Annotated in this window: 20 protein-coding genes and 1 pseudogene; 2 read left to right on the forward strand and 19 right to left on the reverse strand. The window is 58.7% G+C overall.

The features are described from left to right. Nucleotides 1–5 precede the first annotated feature (5 nt). From tagH to tssA, 19 genes and pseudogenes are all read right to left on the reverse strand, one after another. On the reverse strand, nucleotides 6–1,202 hold the full coding sequence (gene tagH, locus ACA079_RS31850) for a type VI secretion system-associated FHA domain protein TagH (protein WP_497702097.1): 1,197 nt from the start codon (nucleotides 1,200–1,202) through the stop codon (nucleotides 6–8). Nucleotides 1,203–1,219: 17 nt separating this feature from the next. Beyond that, nucleotides 1,220–1,360: a hypothetical protein gene (locus tag ACA079_RS31855; RefSeq protein ID WP_008150087.1), complete on the reverse strand. Its 141-nt coding sequence runs from the start codon at nucleotides 1,358–1,360 to the stop codon at nucleotides 1,220–1,222. 270 nt (nucleotides 1,361–1,630) lie between these two features. Beyond that, nucleotides 1,631–3,154 (reverse strand): sigma-54 interaction domain-containing protein, encoded by a 1,524-nt coding sequence (locus ACA079_RS31860; RefSeq protein ID WP_497702098.1) that lies wholly within the window; start codon nucleotides 3,152–3,154, stop codon nucleotides 1,631–1,633. Between the two features lie 10 nt (nucleotides 3,155–3,164). Further along, nucleotides 3,165–5,813, reverse strand: a complete 2,649-nt coding sequence (tssH, locus tag ACA079_RS31865) for a type VI secretion system ATPase TssH (RefSeq protein WP_497702099.1) — start codon at nucleotides 5,811–5,813, stop codon at nucleotides 3,165–3,167. Between the two features lie 13 nt (nucleotides 5,814–5,826). Continuing rightward, a complete protein-coding gene (gene tssG, locus ACA079_RS31870; RefSeq protein ID WP_497702100.1) occupies nucleotides 5,827–6,834 on the reverse strand; it encodes a type VI secretion system baseplate subunit TssG in 1,008 nt (335 codons plus the stop codon). Beyond that, entirely contained in the window at nucleotides 6,798–8,585 is a 1,788-nt protein-coding gene (tssF, locus tag ACA079_RS31875) for a type VI secretion system baseplate subunit TssF (RefSeq protein ID WP_415772301.1), read from the reverse strand. Before tssF ends, tssG begins: the two co-directional genes overlap by 37 nt. A 24-nt stretch (nucleotides 8,586–8,609) precedes the next feature. After that, complete coding sequence (locus ACA079_RS31880; protein WP_497702101.1) at nucleotides 8,610–9,038, reverse strand: hypothetical protein; 429 nt, start codon at nucleotides 9,036–9,038, stop codon at nucleotides 8,610–8,612. Further along, nucleotides 9,031–9,453: a hypothetical protein gene (locus tag ACA079_RS31885; RefSeq protein WP_497702102.1), complete on the reverse strand. Its 423-nt coding sequence runs from the start codon at nucleotides 9,451–9,453 to the stop codon at nucleotides 9,031–9,033. The genes ACA079_RS31880 and ACA079_RS31885 overlap by 8 nt, the downstream gene beginning before the upstream one ends. Next, a complete protein-coding gene (locus ACA079_RS31890; protein WP_497702103.1) occupies nucleotides 9,450–9,671 on the reverse strand; it encodes a hypothetical protein in 222 nt (73 codons plus the stop codon). Before ACA079_RS31890 ends, ACA079_RS31885 begins: the two co-directional genes overlap by 4 nt. Continuing rightward, nucleotides 9,668–10,072, reverse strand: coding sequence for a hypothetical protein (locus ACA079_RS31895; RefSeq protein ID WP_497702104.1), 405 nt, complete (start codon nucleotides 10,070–10,072; stop codon nucleotides 9,668–9,670). The genes ACA079_RS31890 and ACA079_RS31895 overlap by 4 nt, the downstream gene beginning before the upstream one ends. Further along, entirely contained in the window at nucleotides 10,069–10,455 is a 387-nt protein-coding gene (locus tag ACA079_RS31900; RefSeq protein WP_497702105.1) for a hypothetical protein, read from the reverse strand. The genes ACA079_RS31895 and ACA079_RS31900 overlap by 4 nt, the downstream gene beginning before the upstream one ends. Further along, nucleotides 10,452–10,805 (reverse strand): hypothetical protein, encoded by a 354-nt coding sequence (locus ACA079_RS31905; RefSeq protein ID WP_497702106.1) that lies wholly within the window; start codon nucleotides 10,803–10,805, stop codon nucleotides 10,452–10,454. Before ACA079_RS31905 ends, ACA079_RS31900 begins: the two co-directional genes overlap by 4 nt. Beyond that, the gene (locus ACA079_RS31910) at nucleotides 10,796–11,188 is read right to left on the reverse strand and encodes a hypothetical protein (RefSeq protein WP_497702107.1); all 393 of its coding nucleotides are present in this window, start codon (nucleotides 11,186–11,188) and stop codon (nucleotides 10,796–10,798) included. The genes ACA079_RS31905 and ACA079_RS31910 overlap by 10 nt, the downstream gene beginning before the upstream one ends. Beyond that, nucleotides 11,185–11,580 carry a hypothetical protein gene (locus ACA079_RS31915; RefSeq protein ID WP_497702108.1) on the reverse strand — a complete coding sequence of 132 codons (396 nt, stop codon included), beginning with the start codon at nucleotides 11,578–11,580 and terminating at the stop codon, nucleotides 11,185–11,187. Before ACA079_RS31915 ends, ACA079_RS31910 begins: the two co-directional genes overlap by 4 nt. A gap of 147 nt (nucleotides 11,581–11,727) precedes the next feature. Further along, nucleotides 11,728–11,997: pseudogene (locus tag ACA079_RS31920) on the reverse strand (PAAR domain-containing protein); the annotation flags it as partial. Nucleotides 11,998–12,007: 10 nt separating this feature from the next. Beyond that, nucleotides 12,008–12,415, reverse strand: a complete 408-nt coding sequence (gene tssE / locus ACA079_RS31925) for a type VI secretion system baseplate subunit TssE (protein WP_008150080.1) — start codon at nucleotides 12,413–12,415, stop codon at nucleotides 12,008–12,010. Nucleotides 12,416–12,428: 13 nt separating this feature from the next. Further along, nucleotides 12,429–13,904, reverse strand: coding sequence for a type VI secretion system contractile sheath large subunit (gene tssC / locus ACA079_RS31930; RefSeq protein WP_415772309.1), 1,476 nt, complete (start codon nucleotides 13,902–13,904; stop codon nucleotides 12,429–12,431). Between the two features lie 26 nt (nucleotides 13,905–13,930). Beyond that, nucleotides 13,931–14,446: a type VI secretion system contractile sheath small subunit gene (gene tssB, locus ACA079_RS31935; RefSeq protein WP_129439931.1), complete on the reverse strand. Its 516-nt coding sequence runs from the start codon at nucleotides 14,444–14,446 to the stop codon at nucleotides 13,931–13,933. A 32-nt stretch (nucleotides 14,447–14,478) separates the two neighbouring features. Next, nucleotides 14,479–16,035, reverse strand: coding sequence for a type VI secretion system protein TssA (tssA, locus tag ACA079_RS31940; RefSeq protein WP_497702109.1), 1,557 nt, complete (start codon nucleotides 16,033–16,035; stop codon nucleotides 14,479–14,481). A gap of 703 nt (nucleotides 16,036–16,738) precedes the next feature. Here tssA and tssI point away from each other — a divergent pair. Both tssI and ACA079_RS31950 read left to right on the forward strand, forming a co-directional pair. Further along, nucleotides 16,739–20,167: a type VI secretion system tip protein TssI/VgrG gene (tssI, locus tag ACA079_RS31945; RefSeq protein ID WP_497702110.1), complete on the forward strand. Its 3,429-nt coding sequence runs from the start codon at nucleotides 16,739–16,741 to the stop codon at nucleotides 20,165–20,167. Further along, nucleotides 20,160–20,846: a DUF2931 family protein gene (locus ACA079_RS31950; protein WP_497702111.1), complete on the forward strand. Its 687-nt coding sequence runs from the start codon at nucleotides 20,160–20,162 to the stop codon at nucleotides 20,844–20,846. Before tssI ends, ACA079_RS31950 begins: the two co-directional genes overlap by 8 nt. The last annotated feature ends 158 nt before the right edge of the window (nucleotides 20,847–21,004 follow it).

Consider the following 21,004-nt stretch of genomic DNA (forward strand, 5'->3'; position numbering starts at 1 on the left):
GCGCATCATCCTTGGTGGTCGGTGTGAAGGGTGGAAATCAGGCGGATCTGTTCTTCGTAGGCCTGAGCGAAGTCGCGGGCCAGCAGGCGCTCGCTCCAGTCATCGTCCTGACGCAGGGCCTGGTGATAACGACCGTAAGCTCTCCAGCGACTGCCGGACGTGGCCATAATCGGCTTGTTGTCGCGCTCGAAACGCAGGGTCAACTGCTCTGGCGAGAAGTGTTCCAGCGTGCCGCGAACGGCGGCGCGGCTGGCCGTCAACAAGGCCACCTGATGCGCCTGCAAATCACGGAACGAACGAGAGATCGCCTGCTCGGCCGGCAATTGGCCCGGCTTGTTCGGCTGCAACAAAATGCCCAGCGCTTCACCGGCATCAACAGCGAATTTCAGCGGGTTTTTATTCGTGCCTTGAACGATGGTCTGGGCCAGGCGCAGTTCGTTTTTCAGTTCGCTGCGGGTGCGCAGGCTCTGCTGCAAACCGCCGACGCTTTGCTTGAGCAGGCGTGCGGCGTTCAGCGCCAGGGCTTCGCGGGCATCGTGGTCGAGGCCTTTGAGGTCCACGCCCAGCGCCGCACCGAAGTGCTCCCAGAAACCTTCGCTCTGACGCTCGACCGCTTTCGGCGGTGGCGCGGGTGCTGGCTCTGCCGGGGCGTTGATCAGCTCCGGCACCATCAGGCTTTCCATGTCGATGCGCGCATAGTCGGCGCGCTGACGGGTGTCCTCGATCGTCGTGCTCGGGGAGATCAGTTCGTCGATTTCCGAGTACACGCGCTCTTGCTGATCGAGGGCATTGAGCGGGTCGAGATCGAGAAACGCGTCATCCGGAATGATGCTGCCCGCTGCTTGCGGACGGCCGACTTCAACGTCGAAGGTCGCCGGGTCGCGCACCAGCCGCGCACGGATCTCGAAGTCACCCAGCACGTAGACACTGCCGTGCTCGATGCGCATCGCTTCGCCCTTGCGCAGGCGCGCGCCGCTTTCGCTGTCCTGGATACCGTTGCTGCTGGTATCGGTCAGGAAAAACGTGCCTTCGCGGTAGCTGATCAACGCGTGGTGGTTGGACAGGTGACGCTTGCGGTCCGGGATAATCCAGTCGCAATCCTCGCCCCGACCGATCACGCCACCGGCCTGTTTGAAGGTCTTCTGGCACAAATCCGTGGGCACGAACTGCTTGGTGTTGAGCATTTCGAAAACCAGTTCCATGGTGATACTCCTTGCGGTCACTTGCCGCGATTGACCGCCTGCGGATCACCCAATGGGCGATAGGTGTTGTCGTTGTATTTGTAATTGCCGCTACAGCCGCCGAGGCCGCATAGAACGACGAGGGTCAGCAGGACGGCTTGCCAGTGACGAACAGACATCAGAGGGTCTCCAGGGGTAGACAAAGTACAAAGCGCCGACCCGGTTGGGCGGCGCTATCAAAAGCGGATCGGATGATTTCCAAGGCTCTATATCGGGGCCTGAAACCAATTTTTTGTGGCGAGGGAGCTTGCTCCCGCTGGGCTGCGAAGCAGCCCCAAAACCGGCTGTCCCGTTTATTCAGGCAGACCGTGTCGGCCGGATTACGACTGCTGCGCAGCCGAGCGGGAGCAAGCTCCCTCGCCACAGGTAATTGTTGGCCGCGAAATACGTTAACCATCGAAATCACCCAGGTTGATATTCAGGCGCCCGAGGCGATACAGCAGCGTGCGGCGTGGCAGCCCGAGTTCGCGGGCGGCGAGGGTCTGGTTGCCGTCGTTTTTGCGCAGGCAATCCAGCAGCAGACTGCGTTCGACCTGCTCCAGGCGTTCGCGCAGGTTCAGGCCGCTGCTGTCTTCCGGCATGGCTTCCATGCGCAGGGAGAAATGCTCGGCCAGTAACTCACCGCCCTCGCACAGCAGCACCGCGCGTTCGACCAGGCCTTTGAGTTCACGCACGTTGCCAGGAAAGGCGTAACCGGACAGGTGATCCAGCGCCGCATCGGACCAACACACCGCATCGCGCTGCAAGAATGAGCACGCCTTGTCGGCGAAGTGCCGGGCCAGATCGAGGATGTCGCCTTCGCGCTGACGCAGGGCCGGCAACTCGATCGGGAATTGCGCGAGGCGGTAGTACAAGTCCTCGCGGAATTTGCCTTCGCTGACCAGCACCGACAAATCACGGTGAGTCGCGGCGATGATGCGCACGTCGATCTTGTGGGTGTCGTTGGAACCCAGCGGACGAATCTCGCCTTCCTGCAGAACCCGCAACAACTTGGCTTGCAGGGACAACGGCATGTCGCCGATTTCATCGAGCAGCAAGGTGCCGCCGTTGGCCGCATCGAACAGCCCGGCACGGTCGCGATCAGCACCGGTGAAGGCGCCTTTGCGGTAGCCGAACAGTTCGCTTTCCAGCAGGTTCTCGGGGAACGCCGCGCAGTTCTGCACGATGAACGCCTGGGACCGGCGCGGCCCGCAGTCGTGAATCGCCCGCGCGACCACTTCCTTGCCGGTGCCGGTTTCGCCACGCAGCAGCACGGTATACGGGCTGTGCAGGACTTTGCTGATCAGCGAATAGGTCTGACGCATGGCCGAACTCTTGCCGATCAAACCGTAACCGCTGGCGCTCGGGACGCTGATTTTCGCCGGCAGCCGTGTATCACCGGTCGGCTGACGCAAACGCTGCAGTAAATGCAGTTGGCCGAGCACGAACGAACCGAGTTGACCGAGGGAATCGGCAAAGCCTTGCAGGTCGATGTGCCGGCGACTGGCACACACCAGCAAGCCTTCGACGGCTTTCTGCTGATTGACCAGCGGCACACACAACAGCGACTGCCAAGGCATGGCCTGAGGCGGCAGGAAACTGGTTTCGTGCAGGCTGCCGCTCAACTCGCTGAGGCACACCACGCGGTTCTGGCACAGGGCGAATTGCAGCAGTTGTTCACCGTTGTAATCCGCCGGCAGGCTCGCCGATTCCCTGGGTTGCAGAATGCCGTTGAGGCATTCGGCGTTCATCCCCAGGCACGTGTGAGTCGCGTCCAGCAGGTACAGCTGCGTCAACTCGCAACCGCTGAGCTCGGCCAAGCCGCGCACGAAGTCACCCAGCAGCGCAGCACCGTCCGCCGCGCGCGACAGGCTGGCGAATTGCGCCAGCAAGGCTTCGGCATAGACCAGCGGTTGCGGCACTTGAGTGAACATCACGCCCACCTCAGACGAACTCGCAGGTCACGCTGGCGTTGCCGTCGAGCGTCGCGTGGACGCGCTTGAGGCTTTCGCCGGTGGCCATCGCATCGAGCAAGCGGTCGGCCACCAGCGGCAGCACGTGCAGGTCGAGCAAATGGTCGATCAGGCGCGCGCCGCTGTCGCTTTGGGTGCAGCGATCGGCCAGGTGATCGACGAGGTCTTGCGAGTAAGTGAAATCCAGCTGACGACGGTTCAAGCGCTCGCCCAAACGGCCGAGTTTGATTTCGATCAGCTCGCGCAGCACCGGACCGCCCACCGGGTAGTAAGGCACCACGCGCATGCGCGCCAGCAGCGCCGGTTTGAAGTGTTTGCTCAGGACCGGGCGGATGGTTTCTTCGAGTACTTCGGCCGACGGCCGCGCGCCGTTTTCACAGAGCTCGGCGATGCGGTCGCTGCCCAGGTTCGAGGTCATCAGGATCAGCGTGTTGCGGAAGTCGATCTCGCGCCCTTCGCCGTCGTTGGCCACGCCTTTGTCAAAGATTTGGTAGAACAGGTTGAGCACGTCCGGGTCGGCTTTTTCGACTTCATCGAGCAGGACGACGGAGTACGGCTTCTGACGGACGGCTTCGGTGAGCATGCCGCCTTCGCCGTAACCAACGTAGCCCGGCGGCGCACCGATCAGGCGCGAGACGGTGTGCTTCTCTTGGAACTCGGACATGTTGATGGTGGTGATGAAACGATCACCGCCGTACAGCAAGTCCGCCAGGGCCAGTGCGGTTTCGGTTTTGCCGACGCCGCTTGGGCCGACCAGCAGGAACACGCCGACCGGCGCATCAGGTTTGTTCAGGCCGGCAGCGGTGGCGCGCATTGAGCGGTCCAGTGCGTGAACGGCTTGTTCCTGACCACGGATGCGCGTGCGCAAGTCGGTGGCGAAGCTCGCGACCTTGGCGTTGTGCTCACGGGCCAGTTGCGCCAATGGCACGCCGGTCCAGGCGCTGATCACTTCGGCCACCAGACGCGGGCAGACTTCGAAGCTCACCAGACGTTCTTTGACTTGCAGTTCGGTCAGGGCTTTGTGAGTTTCGTTGAGCGCGGCTTCCAGAGTTTCGACGCTTTGCGCTTCGTCCACTGGTAGCGTTTCGATCACGGTGCCTTCGGCATCTTCTTCAACCGTGACGGTTGGCTCGACGGCAGCAGCTTCGCGGGCCTTGGCCAGTTGCTGACGCAGGTCCAGCAGGCGCTCTGCCAGTTCTTTCTGCTCAGTCCAAAGGGTTTCGAGGGCGACCATTTCATCTTCGGCTTCGGCCAGGCGATCTTCCAAAGCGTCCAGCGCTTCGTGATCGATCAGCAGACCGGCCTCGGCATCACGGCGCAGAGCCTGACGCTGACGGCCTCCTTCAGCCAGTTCACCACGCAGGCGTTCAAGGCTTTCCGGTGCGGCGGCGAGGCTGATGCGTACGCGAGCGCACGCGGTGTCGAGGACGTCGACAGCTTTGTCCGGCAGCTGACGGCCTGCGAGGTAGCGAGCAGACAACTCAGCCGCCGCAACCACTGCGTCGTCGCGCAGGTAGATGCCGTGGCTCTTCTCGTAGACCTGAGCCAGGCCACGCAGGATGGTCACCGCTTCGCTGACGGTCGGTTCGTGCAGTTGCACCGGCTGGAAACGACGGGCCAGGGCCGGGTCTTTTTCGAAGTATTTTTTGTACTCCGCCCACGTGGTAGCGGCGATGGTGCGCAACTCGCCACGGGCCAGGGCTGGCTTGAGCAGGTTGGCCGCGTCGGAACCGCCGGCGTTGCCGCCCGCGCCGATTAGGGTGTGGGCTTCGTCGATGAACAGAATGATCGGTTTCGGCGAGGCTTTGACTTCGTCGATCACGCCTTTGAGGCGGCGTTCGAATTCACCTTTGACGCTGGCGCCGGCCTGCAACAGACCCATGTCCAGCGACAGCAACTCAACGCCTTTCAAGACTTGCGGCACTTCACCGGCCGCGATGCGCGAGGCCAGGCCTTCGACGATGGCGGTTTTGCCGACGCCGGCTTCACCGACCACAATCGGGTTGTTTTTGCGGCGACGGGCGAGGATGTCGACCATCTGACGGATCGCGCCATCGCGGCACAACACCGGGTCGAGTTTGCCGTCGCGGGCCTGTTGGGTCAGGTTGTGGGTGAAGCGCTGCAGCAGCGATTCGCCGGGCACAGCGGGTTTACCGGTGGCCGGTTGTTCTTTCTGCGACAGGGCGAATTCTTTCAGGCGCTCGATGTTCAGCTTGGCCAGCAACGACTGGTAGCGGCTACCGGCGTAGCGCATCGGGTTGCGCAACAGCGCGAGGATCAACGCGGCTTGTTCGACCTGGCTTTGGCCCAGTTCAAGGTTGGCCACCAGCAACGCGTCTTGCAGCCACTGCACCAGTTCCGGGGCGAACACCGGGTTGCGCGAAGCACTGTGCTCGACCCGCGATTGCAACGCGGCGCTCAGCTCACCGGCATCCACTTCAGCGTCTTGCAGCGCGCGTGCGAGCAATCCTTGCGGGCGCTCCAGCAAGCCCAGCAGCAAGTCTTCGACGAGGATCTTGCTGCCGCCACGGGCGACGCAGCGTTCGGCAGAACTTTCCAGGTCACGACGGGTTTCGGCATCCAGCGCCTGGATAAGTTGTTGCAGGTCTACGTTGATCATTGGTCATCTGTCCTTAATGAATTTTGCTGCCCAGGGTCACCACGCCGTCCGCTTTTTCGCGGCCGAGCCAACTGGTCCATCCCAGGCGACAGGCGTTCTGCTCACCGATGCGCAGTTCGCGGATTTCTTCCTGGCGCAACACCAGGCGAATGTCGTAGTCGAGCGGGTCACGCAGGGTGAACCGCACCAGTGCGCAGAGCGGCTGGTAGCCGAAACCGATCGGCAGGAATTCGTGGAAGCGTTGCCAGTCGAGCTCGCGGATATGGATGCGGAATTTGCCGCTGCGGTCGCGCACGTGTTCGCCCAGCACCAGGTCTTCGCCAAGCAGGCTGTTGGCGCGGCCCAAGCGATTGCGCTGCTCCTCGAGGATTTCGACGCGACGCTCGATGCACTGCTCGATGGTCAGTTCGGCGTGCTTGAAGTAGTAACGCAGCACCGCTTCGATCAGCGCCGCCGAATGCGCCCGCAAGCTGAGCAAGCCGAGGTACGGCAGCAGGCGTTTCCAGTTCAGCTCCTGGGCCCTGCGGATCTCTTCGCCACCGAGTCCGATCAACGCAAACAGCTGCGACGAAAACGGGTCGAGTGCACCGCTCTGGAAGCTTGCGCGGTAGCGGTATTTTTTCCAGATCGGCAGCATCAGCCGTTGCAGGCGATGGTGGAACAGGTCGAGGAAGTTGCGGGTCGGGTTGCCGTCTTCGCTATCGCCCAGGGCCTGTTCGCCGTAGAACGCCGGCAGCGGCGAACCGGAACCGACCAGGCCGATCAGGTTGAAACGCAGACGCGCGCGCATCTGCCCGTGCTCTTCGAAAAACTCCACGCGATCGACGTCACTGCCGGGGAAACCCAGGCTCGGATTGGCCTGGAATTCCAGCTGGTCATACAGATCGTCTTCGCTCAGGTACGGGTGCGCCTCGCGCAGCCGGTCAACCACCAGCAGCACAGCCTGAAACAGCGAGTACTCGCGTATTACCCGGGTCAGCCCGCTTAAAGCAGGGGTTGCAGACCCATACGTGGTGTCCATTGGTACACCTCTCCCTGTGTGCTTTTTACCCGCAGCTCGTGGTACGAATTGAGACTGGCGTAAAGCGCGAAAAACTCGTTAAGAACCGAAGCGAAAACGAACAGGTCGCCCTCGCCGATATACCCTTCCGGATCGATGGTCAGCTCGGTGCGCAACCCGCGTACCGGCAACCCTCGGTGCAAGCGGTCGACGTGTTGGTGCTTGATCGACTTGAGCCCGCCCAGCAGGCGCTTGCTGACTTTTTCAGCGTGTTGGTCGTAGTAGCGCGGCAGGTCGTAAGTTTCGAGAATCACCTTCAACGCATTGACGTCGGCCAGCGACAGATAGTTAAGCGACATGTTGCTGATCAGCTTCCAGAGGAAGTCACGGTTCAGCGGCGGCGCATAACTGGGCGTGGCCGGGGTGATGTTGCGAAAACTGAGGAACTCCGGCGTCTCTTCGCAGGCCATGCAGATGTCGCCGAGCTTGAGCTTTTTTGGCAGATTCTGGTTGGTGCACATCAACTCGATCGACAGGGTTTCGTGGGCTTCGGTGTGACGGATGCCGAAGCTCAGGTAAGTGTCGAGGCCGTCGTGCAACGAGGACGAACGCTGGCGAATGCTGTAGTGCGGACGGCTGTTGGGCACGTCGAAACTCGGGTCGTGCTCGAACGATTCGAACGGCACGTACTCCTGATAACCAAGGCCACCGGGCTTCCAGCCGGTGACGGTTTCCACCGAAAACACACCGCAGTTTTCCAGGTCGTATTCGGCTGGCAACAGCAGGTATTCGTCCTGCTTGCCGTCGAGGCGGATCGGCAGTGCATCGTGCTTGAACAGGTTGACGATCGGCGTGCAGTAGAGCTTCACGTTGTCCAGCGTCGGGCGCAGGCGCTGAATGCCGCTCTTGCGAATATCGAAGCGCAATTCCAGGCCGCGCATCTGCTTGAGCGTGTCTTCCGGCAGGGCCTTGAGCAGGTCCAGGCCGTTGATGTCGACGAACAGGAATTTGTCCTGAAAGGCGAAGTATTCCTGCAGGTAGCGGTAGCCACGGAAGGTGTTCAGCGGATACGGGATCAACGCTTCTTCTTCGGCAAAACCCACCGGCTGCACGCGGTCGCCGGGCATCTTGAATGCCATCGGCGTGCCGTTCACACCATTGATGGGCTTGCCGGCACCGTCCAGCGGGATCAGTTCGATGCCTTCCAGGTTGCGCAACAGGGAAAGGTAAAGCATCTGGCTGATGTAGCGCTCACCGGCGAAGTGCAGACGCAGACGGCTCAGCTCCAGCTCACCGAGGTGACCGTCAGCGCTCATCTCCAGACGCAGGCTCAACAGCGAACCGTCGCCTTTCACCGAGTAATTCAGCGCGGCCAGATCCAGCGGCAAGACTTCGGTCGGATAGCAGGTACGGAAACGGCAACGCACGTCATCGATCAGCACACTCTCGACCGGCGTATCGCGCTCGACCATCAACGCAGGTCCCGATCGCTTCAACGGATCGAACTGCAAAATGCTGAACGCCGGCAGCGGGCGCATGTAGTTGGGCCACAGCAAATGCATCAGCGAATGGCTGAGCTCCGGCAACTCGTCGTCGAGCTTCTGACGCAGGCGGCCGGTCAGGAACGCAAAGCCTTCCAGCAACCGCTCCACGTCCGGATCCCGCCCGGCCTGGCCCAGAAAAGGCGCCAACGCCGGGCTACGCTCGGCGAATCGACGACCTAATTGGCGAAGTGCGGTGAGTTCGCTTTGGTAGTAGTGGTTAAACGACACGGGTTACCTGCCTGGTATTGAATCTCATGAATAAAACGTCCTGTAGAGCGCAACCGTCAGACCGGCACAGACGTAGCCGGCGATCAGGAGGTACGGCACGATCAGGATCCAGCCGTAGGCCATGTAAGAGTCACTGAGCGGCCCGGCGACCAGACTGAACAAGCCATAAAGCATCCATGGCACGGCGTAGAACGGAATGAACTTCAAGGGCGCCAACCAGACCATCCGCAGTGCTTGTTGCTCGTTTCGGCTCTTGGCGGATCGAGAAGTCCACAGCGAAAACATCAACAGCCCGGGGATGCCCCACCACAACAGGTACACCCAATGGGTCTCGGATGAATCGAACGTGGAGTACTCGCCAATCCACAGGCCATAGGAAAAAATCACCAGCACCGCCAGCAATGGCCACCACAAGGCAACCATGAAGAAAGTCAGTTGCGCGCGGCTAAGCATGTTCGGCCCCCGACGCGAGCTTCGAGGCTTTGGCGCCTGCAAATTTGCGCTTGTACCAGCCATCCAGCCCGGTGCTGAGAAGGATCGCCGTCAAGGTGAATGTCCCTTGGCCTATGCCATAGAGCAGCGCCCGCAGCGGATGATCCGGCAGCATCCACAAGAGAATCAGCCCCACCCAGATCGCCCACAGAATCAACTTCACACGTAGTACAGGAATCAGCGCCAGCACCGCGTTGAAAACGAGAAAAAACTCGTAGAGGAATTTGCTGGTAAGACGAATGTTCACGCCACGCGAGGTCAAGCCGCCGTAGGTCGAGATGTACCAGTCGGCCGCGAAGTTGTTCAGAAACGTGTAACCCACACAGAAAACACTGTGGATCAACAGGCAGCAGATGATGCGCGCGGGCATATTCATGCGGGAGGCACCGATGAGTAGCAACTGCCGGCGATTTCGATGGCCACCAACGAAATCAGGACCATGAAAGTCAGCGCGCGATGCAGCCATGACTGGCGCAGTCGCTTGCTGATTGCCGTAACAATCAGCAGAAAACTCAAGATCGCGAGGCCGCCGAACAGATCGCTGTCGGCCACAAACATCAGGTACTTACGCATCTCATCCGATACGTTGATCATGGGCAAAAGACTCCATCCTTGAGTGTCCAGATACGGCGACTGCCATCGCGCTCACGTTTGACGCCCAGCAGGGCGTAGCGCATGTCATCGGCACTGACGAGACGTGTGCGTTCCGCACCTTTGACGGTCAGCGAATAGCTGCAACTGACTTGTACATCGACGTCTTCGCCGAAGGACATGTAGCTGGCGACGGCGATCCGCTCGCCCGGTGCAACGATGCGTGGCTCCAGCGGCTCCAGTGGCGGCAACCAGTTGGTGGCGTGCAACGCCTCGACCTGCAGCGGCACGCCGCAGGTGTTCACCAGGTCAATCTCGTTGATGTATTTCATCTGAGTCGTGCAGCCGGCCATTAACAGGCCACCTGCCGCCAATACAGACGCCATGGATGCGCGAAGTTTCATTGGCGGGCCCCTCCTTTGTCCGGTGTCATGGGCAGATACGAGTCGACATAGACGTATCCGTCATCGGCACTGTTGACCCGCGCCATCGTCAGCGGCTTACCGTCGGGGGTTTGGAACCGAACCCAACCTTCGCTGTAGATATCGCCATGCTCATAGCGCACCTGCACGAAATAATCCGGCGGATTGGACCGGGTGATTTCGATGAAAAAGCCGCCATCCTGCGCCCCGCGCCATACCGCATCGGGGTGACCGGGCAATACCGGCGTTGATGTGTTGGCAGGGCTCGAAGCAATGAAAAATGTCACGACCCCGATAATGGCCAACGCGCCAATCAGGCTCAGTAAATGATTGAGCCATTTCCACACCTGCATCCAAGGCATCATGGCGTGCACCATGTGCGGACATCGCGCTTGTCGAAGCCCGTACACTGATTGCCTTTGGCGATCAGCCGGTAAGGTGTTTCGGGGGTGTAGGCAAAGTAGTAATAGTTGAACCAGTCCTCACCATAGAGCCAGTACGACGAGGATCCCTGGTTGATTTCATACGGTTCGAACGTCCAGATCGACGACTGCGCCGGGATGAAATTCTCCCGGTCCATAAGCAACATCAGGGCGTTGGAAAACACGGGCGTCGTCCAGGCAAGGAACGCGACTGCCAACAGGAGCACAGCCAGCCCCTTGACCAAACGCTGTTTGATGGATGCGCGCACGCTCAATCTGGCCATCAGCGACATTCGGCCACCGTCCAGCTTTCCCAGCCTTCTTCGCCGGGATACACAACCATTTCACCATGGAACTCAGCGGCAACACTGGCGTTGCCCTCTCTCATCCACAGATACCATTCGGACGATTTGAGCAGCACGTCGTCTTTTGTGTACACACGATAAAAGTACGGGCTGCTGTACAACTCGATCATCCGCCCGACCGCACCCCACGCTTTATAGCCGGGGGCGTATCTGACGACATAGCACTTACCCGACTCGCTCCAGTCTTTATCCAAGGGCTTCGCCGTCAGGGAACTCACAATCTTCAGGCCAAGGAAGACAACCAGCACGAAGAGGCCCATCAGGGCTGGGATCAATACTAGGGGCGAGGTAAATCGACGGTTGCGAATCACGACCTGGCCACTCCCCGCGCTGCGCGCCAGCGGGTAAAAGCAGCATCGAGGACGCGGGTGAGCAAGATGGCGCAAACGGTCAAACCGCCCGCCAAGGCGCAATACGCCATGCCGCGAACGGGATACTGCGGCAGCATGTAAAACAGGATCGACAGCATCATGAAGACTGCCACGCCAAACTTGATGGCCAGGCGATGGATGAAGACCAAAACAAAATTCAAGAAGATGAAAAAGTAAAAAATAAAGTACATGCCCATGCCGATGGCGACACCGCGAGACGTCAGCCCGCCGACGAGCTGTTTGTAGACAGGCACGGCATAGTTGTTCATGACGATGTAGAGCACGCAGGCCAGCGCATGCACGACCAGACCGATGATTCGTTCGCTATTCATGGTCAACCGCAGCCATGGCTTTATCGGAACGTAGAACCTTGCAGGCAAGCGGACCCATTGCCATGAGGAGGCGTTTTACCCAGATCACTTCGATACCTCCCTGCACGACGGTTTCATGGGCAGGACTACGCCGCCAAATGCCAATTACCCGATGATCACGGTCCCGGACCCGGCCGTAACCTTGTTGCCATGAGTCCCCACCGAGTCCACGGTGGCGGCAGGTTTGCCGTTAATCAAAACGGTCCCCGACAACCCACCGACCATCGCACCACCACACGCCGAGGCATCGCCTTGGCGGGCGGCCGCGAGGCCGTCGAAGAACACGTCGCCGGAACCGGCGGCGATCGGGTTGGTGCCGTGGCCGGGGAGCGGGCAAGCGGTGGGGTCGGATACGCGGGCTGCGGGTTTGCCGGACATACGAATCTCCTTAGTTGACCTTGACTTGACCGCTGCCATCCAGGCGCGCGGCGAAACTGACCTGACGCTTGAAACCATCAACTTCCAGCAAGCCTTCGATGCTGAAGGACAGGCGAAGCTGATCGTGGTCACGCGGCAGGGAAATGACACGCACATTGCTCAGGCGTGGCTCGTAGGCTTCGATGAAATTTTCGATGGCCAGACGGGCCTGACTCAGGGAGTCGTGCAGGCTCAGACGCATGTCATTGAGATCGGGTAGCCCGTAATCGGACAGCGTTTGCACGCTGCCCGCACGGGTGCTGAGCATCTTGGCCAGATGGGCAGCCACGGACGCCATGGCGGAGACCTCGCGGCTCCAGCCGACGCGTTTGTCCGCGTCGCCACCCAGGCGTTCGAAAAGGCTGCCGTATCCAGTCATGAGTTAGCTCCGCTTACTCTTTGTCCAGTTTGCCAACCAGCGACAGGGTGAAATCGGCACCCATGTACTTGAAGTGCGGGCGCACGTTCAGGCTGACGCGGTACCAGCCAGGCTCGCCTTCAACATCGCTGACGATGATTTGGGCAGCGCGCAGTGGACGACGGCCACGCACTTCGGCGCTTGGGTTTTCCTGGTCGGCCACGTACTGGCGGATCCACTTGTTGAGTTCCAGCTCGAGGTCGGTACGTTCTTTCCACGAACCGAGTTGCTCGCGCTGCAGCACTTTCAAGTAGTGAGCCAGGCGGTTGACGATCATCATGTACGGCAGTTGGGTGCCGAGCTTGTAGTTCAGCTCTGCTGCCTTGCCTTCTGCGCTGATGCCGAAGAACTTCGGCTTCTGCACCGAGCTTGCGGAGAAGAACGCCGCGTTGTCGGAGCCTTTGCGCATGGTCAGGGAGATGAAGCCTTCCTCAGCCAGTTCGTATTCACGACGGTCGCTAACCAGAACCTCGGTAGGGATCTTGGTTTCGATTTCGCCCATGCTTTCGAAGTGGTGCAACGGCAGGTCTTCAACTGCGCCACCGCTCTGCGGGCCGATGATGTTCGGGCACCAGCGGAATTTGGCGAAGCTGTCGGTCAGCTTGGTGCCGAACGCGTAGGCGGTGTTGCCCCACAGGTAGTGCTCGTGGCTGTTGGCGACGGTTTCTTTGTACACGAACGATTTAACCGGGTTTTCTTCCGGATCGTACGGGTTACGCAGCAGGAAACGCGGCACGGTCAGGCCAACGTAACGGGAGTCTTCCGACTGACGGAAGCTCTGCCATTTGGCAAATTGCGGGCCTTCGAAGTGATCTTTCAGATCCTTCAGGTCCGGCAGACCGGTGAAGCTTTCCAGGCCGAAGAATTTCGGGCCGGCCGCGGCGATGAACGGCGCGTGGGACATGCAGGCAACGCTGGACACGTACTGCATCAGTTTCACGTCCGGCGAGCTTGGGGACATGAAGTAGTTAGCGATGATCGCGCCAACCGGCTGACCACCGAACTGACCGTATTCAGCGGTGTAGATGTGCTTGTACAGGCCCGACTGCATCACTTCCGGCGAATCTTCGAAATCGTCCAGCAGGTCTTCTTTGGAGACGTTGAGGATTTCGATCTTGATGTTTTCGCGGAAGTTGGTGCGGTCGACCAGCAACTGCAGACCACGCCACGACGATTCCAGGGACTGGAAAGACGGGTGGTGCAGGATTTCGTCCATCTGGCGGCTGAGCTTGGCATCTATCTCGGCGATCATGCGATCAACCATGGCCTTCTTGACTGGCTCACCGTTGTTCTGCGGCTTGAGCAGCTCTTCGATGAAGGCCGACACACCGCGCTTGGCGATGTCGTAGGCTTCGTCGTCCGGCGTCAGGCGGGTTTCGGCGATGATGCTGTCGAGAATGCTGTATTCGCCGTTCTCTTTGCTCTTTTGCTGTGCTGCGCTAGTGCTCATTGTTGGCTTCCTTGACTGATGGTGGCTCAGACGTTCTGGGGGGCGTCCTGGGCTGCGGCGTTCAAGCCCAGCTCACCCAGTACGCGACCGCGGGATTCGTCGTCGGCGAGAACGCCTTCGATGGCTTTGCGGAACGCAGGCGCGTTACCCAGCGGGCCTTTGAGGGCCACCAGCGCGTCGCGCAGTTCCATCAGTTTTTTCAGCTCAGGCACTTGCTCGACCAGGCTGGCCGGGTTGAAGTCCTTCATCGAGTTGACGCGCAGTTGCACGCCCAGCTCTTCAGTGCTGCCCTCTTCCTGAAGGCGGTTCGGCACGTTCAACGTCAGGGTCAGCTCTTGCTTGGCCAGCACTTCGTCGAAGGTCATCTTGTCGATGCTGATCGGCTTGCGATCTTCGACTTTACGTTCGTCCTTGCGGTGGGTGTAGTCACCGATTGCCAGTAGTTTCAACGGCAGTTCAATCTCTTCCTGAGCACCACCGGTGGCAGGTTTGAAAGTGACGTTGATGCGTTCCTTGGGGGCTACCGAGCCTTCTTTGGCCATGGCTATTCTCCTTGCGGTTGTGGCCCTGGGGCCTATTCGAGTACCACTTCGAGATCGAGGTGGCACAGCCTGCGATAAATCTCTTCCTTGCGTTCACGTACGGCATGGTTCTGCGGTAACAACTCGCAGCAGCTATGCAGTAAATGCAGCACTTCCAGCGCAAGATCGGGCTCCCAGGCGTTCAGGCCTGAGTCCTGTAATGTTTGGTCCAGCGTTTCGAGTTGGGTCCTGGCCAGTTCGTATTTCTTGGCTATGAAGCACAGCCGCGCGAGGGCGAACTGCCAGAAGAATCGGACGCGTCCGCCTTGGGCGCTTTGCAGGCCATGCTTGAGAATCTGCACAGCAGCCTTGAGGCCGTCTTTGCGCAAAATCGGCAGGACTTCTTCCAGGGCCAGTTCCCAGGCCGGCTGGGTGTCGGCGACTTCGACCTTGCGCGGCGCACTGGCGCTTTGCAGATGCGGCATGACGTGGGCGCTGACCCACGCGCGGGTGGCCGGATCGGCAAACGGGGCGCCGTCATGGAAACGCAATTCGATGATGCCGGGCAGGCGCTGAATCAAAAGCGCGAAGTGGATTTCCACTTCGCGCATAGCCATCTCGGCGTTGAGCCCCTGGAGGCACTCCCAAACCATTCGCTGACCATCGAACCAGAACGGCGCCTTCGCCAGACTCGCCTCCAGTTCCACCAGCAGGTCAGCGTATTTGGCCTGGTCGTAACGGTCCTGGTAGGCCTTGAGCTTGTCGGCTGGCAACCCGCGCAGAACGGTGATCTGCTCGGCGTTGCGCTCGGGCACCGCGTCGATGGGCAACCACAACAGTGTGCGATTGAGGCGCAAGGCGCGCAGATCGGTGGCTTTCTGCTTGAGCCACCAGGCGCACAACGGCCGCGCGCTTTCCTGCTGGGCGCGCAGGGCTTTATGGGCTTCTTTTTCGTTGTCGATCGGTGCGCCGGGGGTGAACAGTTGCGTGGCGGCTTGTTTGACCTGAGCCACCGCCGCGCCGACGACGCCAGGTTCCGGCTGATTGTCGGCGGCACGCTGGACCATGTTCTTCAGGCGGCGGGAGATCGGCAGCAGCAACGGCGCATCGTCGCCCAAGTACTCGGTGCAAGCGGCATCGAGACCTTCAAGGTGTTCGACCAGCCGCCGGAACATCGGCAACTGCTCTTTGATCGCGACGTTTTCGGTCAGTACTTGCTCGAGACGCGGCACCAGCCAACTGATCGCAGCGGAGCGGGTGCGGGCCTTGTTCGGGTGGACTTCAGCCCAGTGGCTTTCGCACAGGTAGTGCAGCAAACCGAGGCCAGCCAGCAGCCCTTGAAAGGATTCGCGCTGGTACAGCGCCCAGGTCAGCCAGGCGCCAACCCGCAAATCCTTGGACTGGGTGCGCAGGAGGCTTTCGCTGTTTTCGCGGATTTTCAGCCAGTCGATCTGACCGCTTTCGTGCATGGATTGGGCTTTGCCCAGCTCGCTTTCCAGCGCCTCATATTCGCTCGAAAAGCGAACGTCCTCGCCCGCGAAATTCTCTTTGGAAACAGAGGCTTTTGCGAGCTCGAGGTAATGAGCAGAAAGTTTGCTTGAGTAGGACATCCATGGCCTTTAATTAGGATTACAGTCATACGTCTATTGGAATTCCAACGACGCGGGACAGAATCAAAGAGCTGCGATTAGTCTCATCCAATTGAGTTCGTGCTCTTTCAAGTGCGCGCATCGTACTCACGATGATGGCCACTAGCAAGCATCTGATTAAACAATAAAACGAAGTGTTGTTTATTGCCTGTAGGAGATTTCCCTATATATGTAAGGGGATTCCCCGATACCGCATTAATAATCACCGCCTCACCTGATCGCCCTGAAACCATTGACGCAGAGCGGTCCGTCAAATCGGGCAGGGATAAAGAGCCTCACGCCGCGTGACAGGTGCGCAGAATGCCAATAATTAGCAAGGATGAATGTAGGAAACCTCCGAAATGTTTCCGAAATTTTAAAAAAACGGGATCGGACAATTGATACGTTAAAAAGTGCCATCAATTTGATGGCACTTTCAATTTGAACAAATGCTCAAGTTCGGCAACACACCGTGTTGTTGCATGAACTTCGCTGACACTGACGCAATATTCTGACATACGGAAACATCTCACCGAGTTTCCGGCCCAGTCTTACATCCAGCTTTTTCTTGCCTTGTTAGCGTGCAGAGCATCATCGCGTGCTCAGGCCAGGGTAAGGCTGCGCGCCGCGATCTTCACTTCCCTCCGCTCAAGGACGAGCGACTACGAAGCAAAAGGATAAGCGCATGTTCGCACCAGCTAATGCCCCTCAATTCACCCTCGTAATCCCGACGGTTCGCAACGACTTTAAAGTGCTGGCCTTTGAAGGCACTGAAACCATCAGCGCCTTGTACTCAATTCACGTAGAACTGGTCAGCGAGTACCCCGACTTCGATCTGGAGAGCCTGCTCAACCAACCTGTATTTCTGCAATTCGGCCTTAACGGCGAGGGTATTCATGGCCATATCGCAGGGGTGTCCGTGGGGGATGTCGGTAAGCGCCTGACCCGCTATCGCGTGAACCTGGTGCCGGCGCTGCACTACCTGCAGTTCAGCCAAGATCATCGGATTTTCCAAGGCCAGACGGTGCCACAAATCATCGCTCAGGTGCTCAAGGGGCATGGCATCAAGGCCGATGCTTTTATCTTCCACGTCAGAACGAGTCCCGAGCGCGAATACTGCACCCAATACCGGGAAAATGATTTTCTGTTCGTCCAACGGCTCTGCGCCGAGGACGGCATTACGTGGCATCACCAGCATTCGCGGGAAGGCCATGTGCTGGTGTTTACCGATGACCAGACATTCTTCCCAAAACTGGGCGAAACGCCGTATCAGCAAGACTCCGGCATGGTGGCGGAGCATCCGGTCGTCAGCCAGTTTTCCATGGGTTTCAAAACCCGCCCCAACGTGGTGACCCGCCGTGACTACGACCTGAAACGCCCGAACGCGTTGCTGGAAAGTCGCTTTACCGCTGAGTTCAGTCCCGAGCTGGAAGACTATAGCTACCCGCTGCCATTAGAGAGCGAAAAGCGCGGTAAACAACTGGCCCAGCAGACACTGGAACGGCACCGGGTCGATTATCAGTTGGCGGAGGGAAAAAGCGACCAGCCGACGCTGCGCTCCGGCCATTTTTTCGGCCTGACGAAATGCCCACACGAAACGCACAACGATCTATGGCTGCTGCTCAGCGTCACCCACTTTGGAAAGCAGCCTCAAGTGCTCGAAGAGTCAGTCACCAGCGCGACCGAAACAGAGGGCGGCTTTACTCAGGGCTACCGAAATAGCTTCAGCGCGATTCCCTGGAATGTGTTTTATCGGCCACCGATGCCTGCACCAAGACCCATGTTGAATTGCCAGACCGCCCGCGTCACCGGACCTGTAGGTGAAGAGATTTACTGCGACGAATACGGGCGCGTCAAAGTCAAATTTCACTGGGACCGGTCTGAACGCAACACCGAAAACAGCAGTTGCTGGCTGCGGGTAGCGTCCAGTTGGGCGGGGGACAACTTTGGCACAGTGATCATTCCGCGCATCGGGATGGAAGTCCTCGTCACCTACCTCGAAGGCAATCCCGATAATCCGTTGATCACCGGTTGCTTGATCAACAAGGTCACGCCGTCGCCCTACTCATTGCCTGAAAATAAAACCAAAACCGTACTTCGAACCCACAGCTCCCCCGCTACGGGTGGCTACAACGAATTGTCGATGGACGATCGCGCTGGCGATGAGTTGATCCACCTGCGTGCTCAGCGGGATATGGAGCAGAAGGTCGGGAACGACAGCCGGATTGAGGTAGGTAATGAGAGTCGAGTCTCCATCAAGGGCGACCGTATTACGGTGCTGGGATCTGAAGAGCACCTCACTATCACGTCGGATCGAAAAATCCAGGTAAGCGGCAACGACTACCTGCATGTCTCTGGCGACAGCCACACAAGATCTGATGAAACGCTGGTTATCGAAGCCGGTCAGCACGTGCACATCAAGGCAGGCGCACACCTTGTGATAGATGCGGGTGAGAGCCTTTCCATAAAGGTCGGCGATCAACACATCGTGCTCAACTCCGACGGTATTTTCAGTAGTAGCGCGATTGAGGTCGGCGGTTCTCCTGCGCCGGGCACGGCCGCACATACATTGCTTCAGGGTGCGGCAGCGGGCTTGTTGGTGTCCGTCGCGCCTGAGCCTTCGCCATCGGAAGTGAATGAATCGGATGAGCTAGAGGAAGAGGAGGAAGAAGTCGAAGAGGAAGGGATTACTTTGCGGATCGGGGTGTTTTTTGATGGCACCGGGAATAACCGATCCAACAGCGAGATGGTTGCCGGGTGTTATGCGCGGGATGTGAATCTGGTGGAGGAGGCCGAGGATATTCAGCGGCTTTGTCAGGCGTATGGGTATGACGCTCAGGGGAAAACGCCGGATAGCAGTTATGGGAATGACACGAGTAATGTGGCGAAGCTGTATGAGCTGTACACCAATGACAGTGAGCGGCTATTGGCTGATCACGAAACCATAGGATACATCCCCGTTTATCTGGATGGCATCGGTACCAGCAGTGGTGAAGAGGATTCACTTTTTTCACTAGCGACCGGCGCAGGTGTCCACGGTGTGCTGGCGAGAGTTGAACAAAGTCCTTCACTCACTCTTGAAGGGGTCGAAAGGTTTGGACGGATGAATCCAGACCGAAAGGTTGAACGTGTCGAGTTCGATATCTTCGGGTTCAGTCGCGGTGCCGCAGCTGCGCGGCATTTTGCCAATGAAGTACAGAAAGGAGAGAAGAGTCCATTGGCAGAGCTGCTGCCAGCCAATGCGACGTTGTTTACCGAGGACTTTTCCTGGCGCACCAACACCGATGTCTCTATCAACTTTATTGGCATTTTCGACACCGCTGCCGCAATAGGCAGCATGGCTGACGGTGACTTTAGCGTCCACGACGCCAACAACCCCGGTGTTAACTTGTATCTAGCGCCCGATGTGGCAAAAAAAGTCGTGCATTTGGTGGCGCGGGATGAGCGCCGCCATAACTTCTCACTCAACAGCGCCGGCGCTGCTGATATTGAGCTGCCCGGCGTCCACTCCGACTTGGGCGGAGGGTATATACCGAACATCATTGAACGAGTTCTGCTTAGCAAGCCGCGCTGCAGCCGCGATATGGAACTTCACGTGCCTTCCACAGCGTCAACTGCCTATCGTAGGGCTCAGCAAGAGCTAGGTCGCCTTCAGGATCAACTCAATCTGTATGGGCTGACACTGGAGGTGAAAACCTGGGCGGTGGAGATGACTAGCAACGCAAAAGGCGACAGATCCAAATCGAAAAATGTCTATGCAGCGGTCCACAGCGAGCGGACTGTGCGCAACGATCTGGCGTTGGTTTACCTGCGGATCATGCGCGAGTTGGGTGCCAGGCACGACGTCCCGTTCGAGGTTATTGACGAAGAGGATCAAACGTACGCATTACCGACAGAGCTGAAACCGATTGCCGAAAAACTGATGGCTTATGCGTTAGGCGACACTCGCCGCGCGAGCCTGAGCCTCGACGAAGAGGAGCTGCTCTACCGCCGTTATATTCATCTGTCTGCGAAATGGAATGCTGCCAAAGGCTGGAACAACAGTGACCTGAACATAGTGTTTATCGATCGCCCCGCCGAAAACTATAAACGCGTGGTGCATCCCAATGTGTAAGCGCTCATCCATACTTAAGACCGGCTTTGCGCTGCTATTTTTATTGTTGGGAGGATGTGCCTCTTACGGGAGTAGATCCTTACCTTACGACGCTTGGAGCCTCAATATTTTTGCGCCCGACTATATGGAGGTATGGATTGAAACCGCTGACGTCGTGGATATCAATGCACATGTGTTTCGGGGCGCTGGTAGAGGAATACCCTCGACTGGTTATCCCCGAGGGCTAAGTAAAGGTATACCGGCTCACTTCAAGGGTGATGCAAAAGGATGGTTTAAAGATCCGGGAGGAAAAGGTCGATATGTAACGGGGGCTGACCTGCCTCGTTTGGTTTATGTGCGTTGGCAGTCCATGGCAGAACCGCAGACCTACGAGGCCTACATCGAGATCCCCCAATCTGCGCGGAACACCATGCTTAAGGACGAAAAAGCTTTTTGCGGTGCGGTAGGCAAATGGAAAACCGATTACCGAAAGCTGTTGATTGTCGGCCTGGCACCAGGAGGAATCGCCAAGGTGTGGTTAGGTGGGCCCTGCCTTCAGTCGACCGAAGTCACCCGTGTCCAAGGCACGATCAGCCCCAAAGGCCCCTACGGGGGCACGTCCAGCGGAAAGCATCGACCGCTTTCAGAAGAGTCCAAAGCCTACATCGACAAATTTGGAATTCCTTATGGCAGTTGGTAAGGAGTGCCAACATTTCCGATGGTTAAACACTGCTCAATAGCGCTTGTTTAAAACGCCTCAAGGTTACTTCCTGCAAGCTACAACACCTTGCGCCGTTGCCTACGGCTACGCCAGAATCCGCCGGCTTGTGCGCCTTGGGGGCGGTCGGTAACTTGGTT

Source organism: Pseudomonas sp. LBUM1645 (assembly GCF_059716185.1).

Excerpts from the sequence above, each read along its gene's own strand:
- ACA079_RS31905 (WP_497702106.1), bottom strand. The coding sequence starts at position 10,805 with ATGTCGCTGATGGCCAGATTGAGCGTGCGCGCATCCATCAAACAGCGT.
- ACA079_RS31880 (WP_497702101.1), bottom strand. The coding sequence starts at position 9,038 with ATGCTTAGCCGCGCGCAACTGACTTTCTTCATGGTTGCCTTGTGGTGG.
- ACA079_RS31915 (WP_497702108.1), bottom strand. The coding sequence starts at position 11,580 with ATGAATAGCGAACGAATCATCGGTCTGGTCGTGCATGCGCTGGCCTGC.
- ACA079_RS31885 (WP_497702102.1), bottom strand. The coding sequence starts at position 9,453 with ATGAATATGCCCGCGCGCATCATCTGCTGCCTGTTGATCCACAGTGTT.
- tssA (WP_497702109.1), bottom strand. The coding sequence starts at position 16,035 with ATGTCCTACTCAAGCAAACTTTCTGCTCATTACCTCGAGCTCGCAAAA.
- ACA079_RS31860 (WP_497702098.1), bottom strand. The coding sequence starts at position 3,154 with ATGTTCACTCAAGTGCCGCAACCGCTGGTCTATGCCGAAGCCTTGCTG.
- tssI (WP_497702110.1), top strand. The coding sequence starts at position 16,739 with ATGTTCGCACCAGCTAATGCCCCTCAATTCACCCTCGTAATCCCGACG.
- tssC (WP_415772309.1), bottom strand. The coding sequence starts at position 13,904 with ATGAGCACTAGCGCAGCACAGCAAAAGAGCAAAGAGAACGGCGAATAC.
- tagH (WP_497702097.1), bottom strand. The coding sequence starts at position 1,202 with ATGGAACTGGTTTTCGAAATGCTCAACACCAAGCAGTTCGTGCCCACG.
- ACA079_RS31890 (WP_497702103.1), bottom strand. The coding sequence starts at position 9,671 with ATGATCAACGTATCGGATGAGATGCGTAAGTACCTGATGTTTGTGGCC.
- ACA079_RS31855 (WP_008150087.1), bottom strand. The coding sequence starts at position 1,360 with ATGTCTGTTCGTCACTGGCAAGCCGTCCTGCTGACCCTCGTCGTTCTA.
- ACA079_RS31895 (WP_497702104.1), bottom strand. The coding sequence starts at position 10,072 with ATGAAACTTCGCGCATCCATGGCGTCTGTATTGGCGGCAGGTGGCCTG.
- ACA079_RS31950 (WP_497702111.1), top strand. The coding sequence starts at position 20,160 with ATGTGTAAGCGCTCATCCATACTTAAGACCGGCTTTGCGCTGCTATTT.
- tssG (WP_497702100.1), bottom strand. The coding sequence starts at position 6,834 with ATGGACACCACGTATGGGTCTGCAACCCCTGCTTTAAGCGGGCTGACC.
- tssE (WP_008150080.1), bottom strand. The coding sequence starts at position 12,415 with ATGACTGGATACGGCAGCCTTTTCGAACGCCTGGGTGGCGACGCGGAC.
- tssB (WP_129439931.1), bottom strand. The coding sequence starts at position 14,446 with ATGGCCAAAGAAGGCTCGGTAGCCCCCAAGGAACGCATCAACGTCACT.
- tssH (WP_497702099.1), bottom strand. The coding sequence starts at position 5,813 with ATGATCAACGTAGACCTGCAACAACTTATCCAGGCGCTGGATGCCGAA.
- ACA079_RS31900 (WP_497702105.1), bottom strand. The coding sequence starts at position 10,455 with ATGATGCCTTGGATGCAGGTGTGGAAATGGCTCAATCATTTACTGAGC.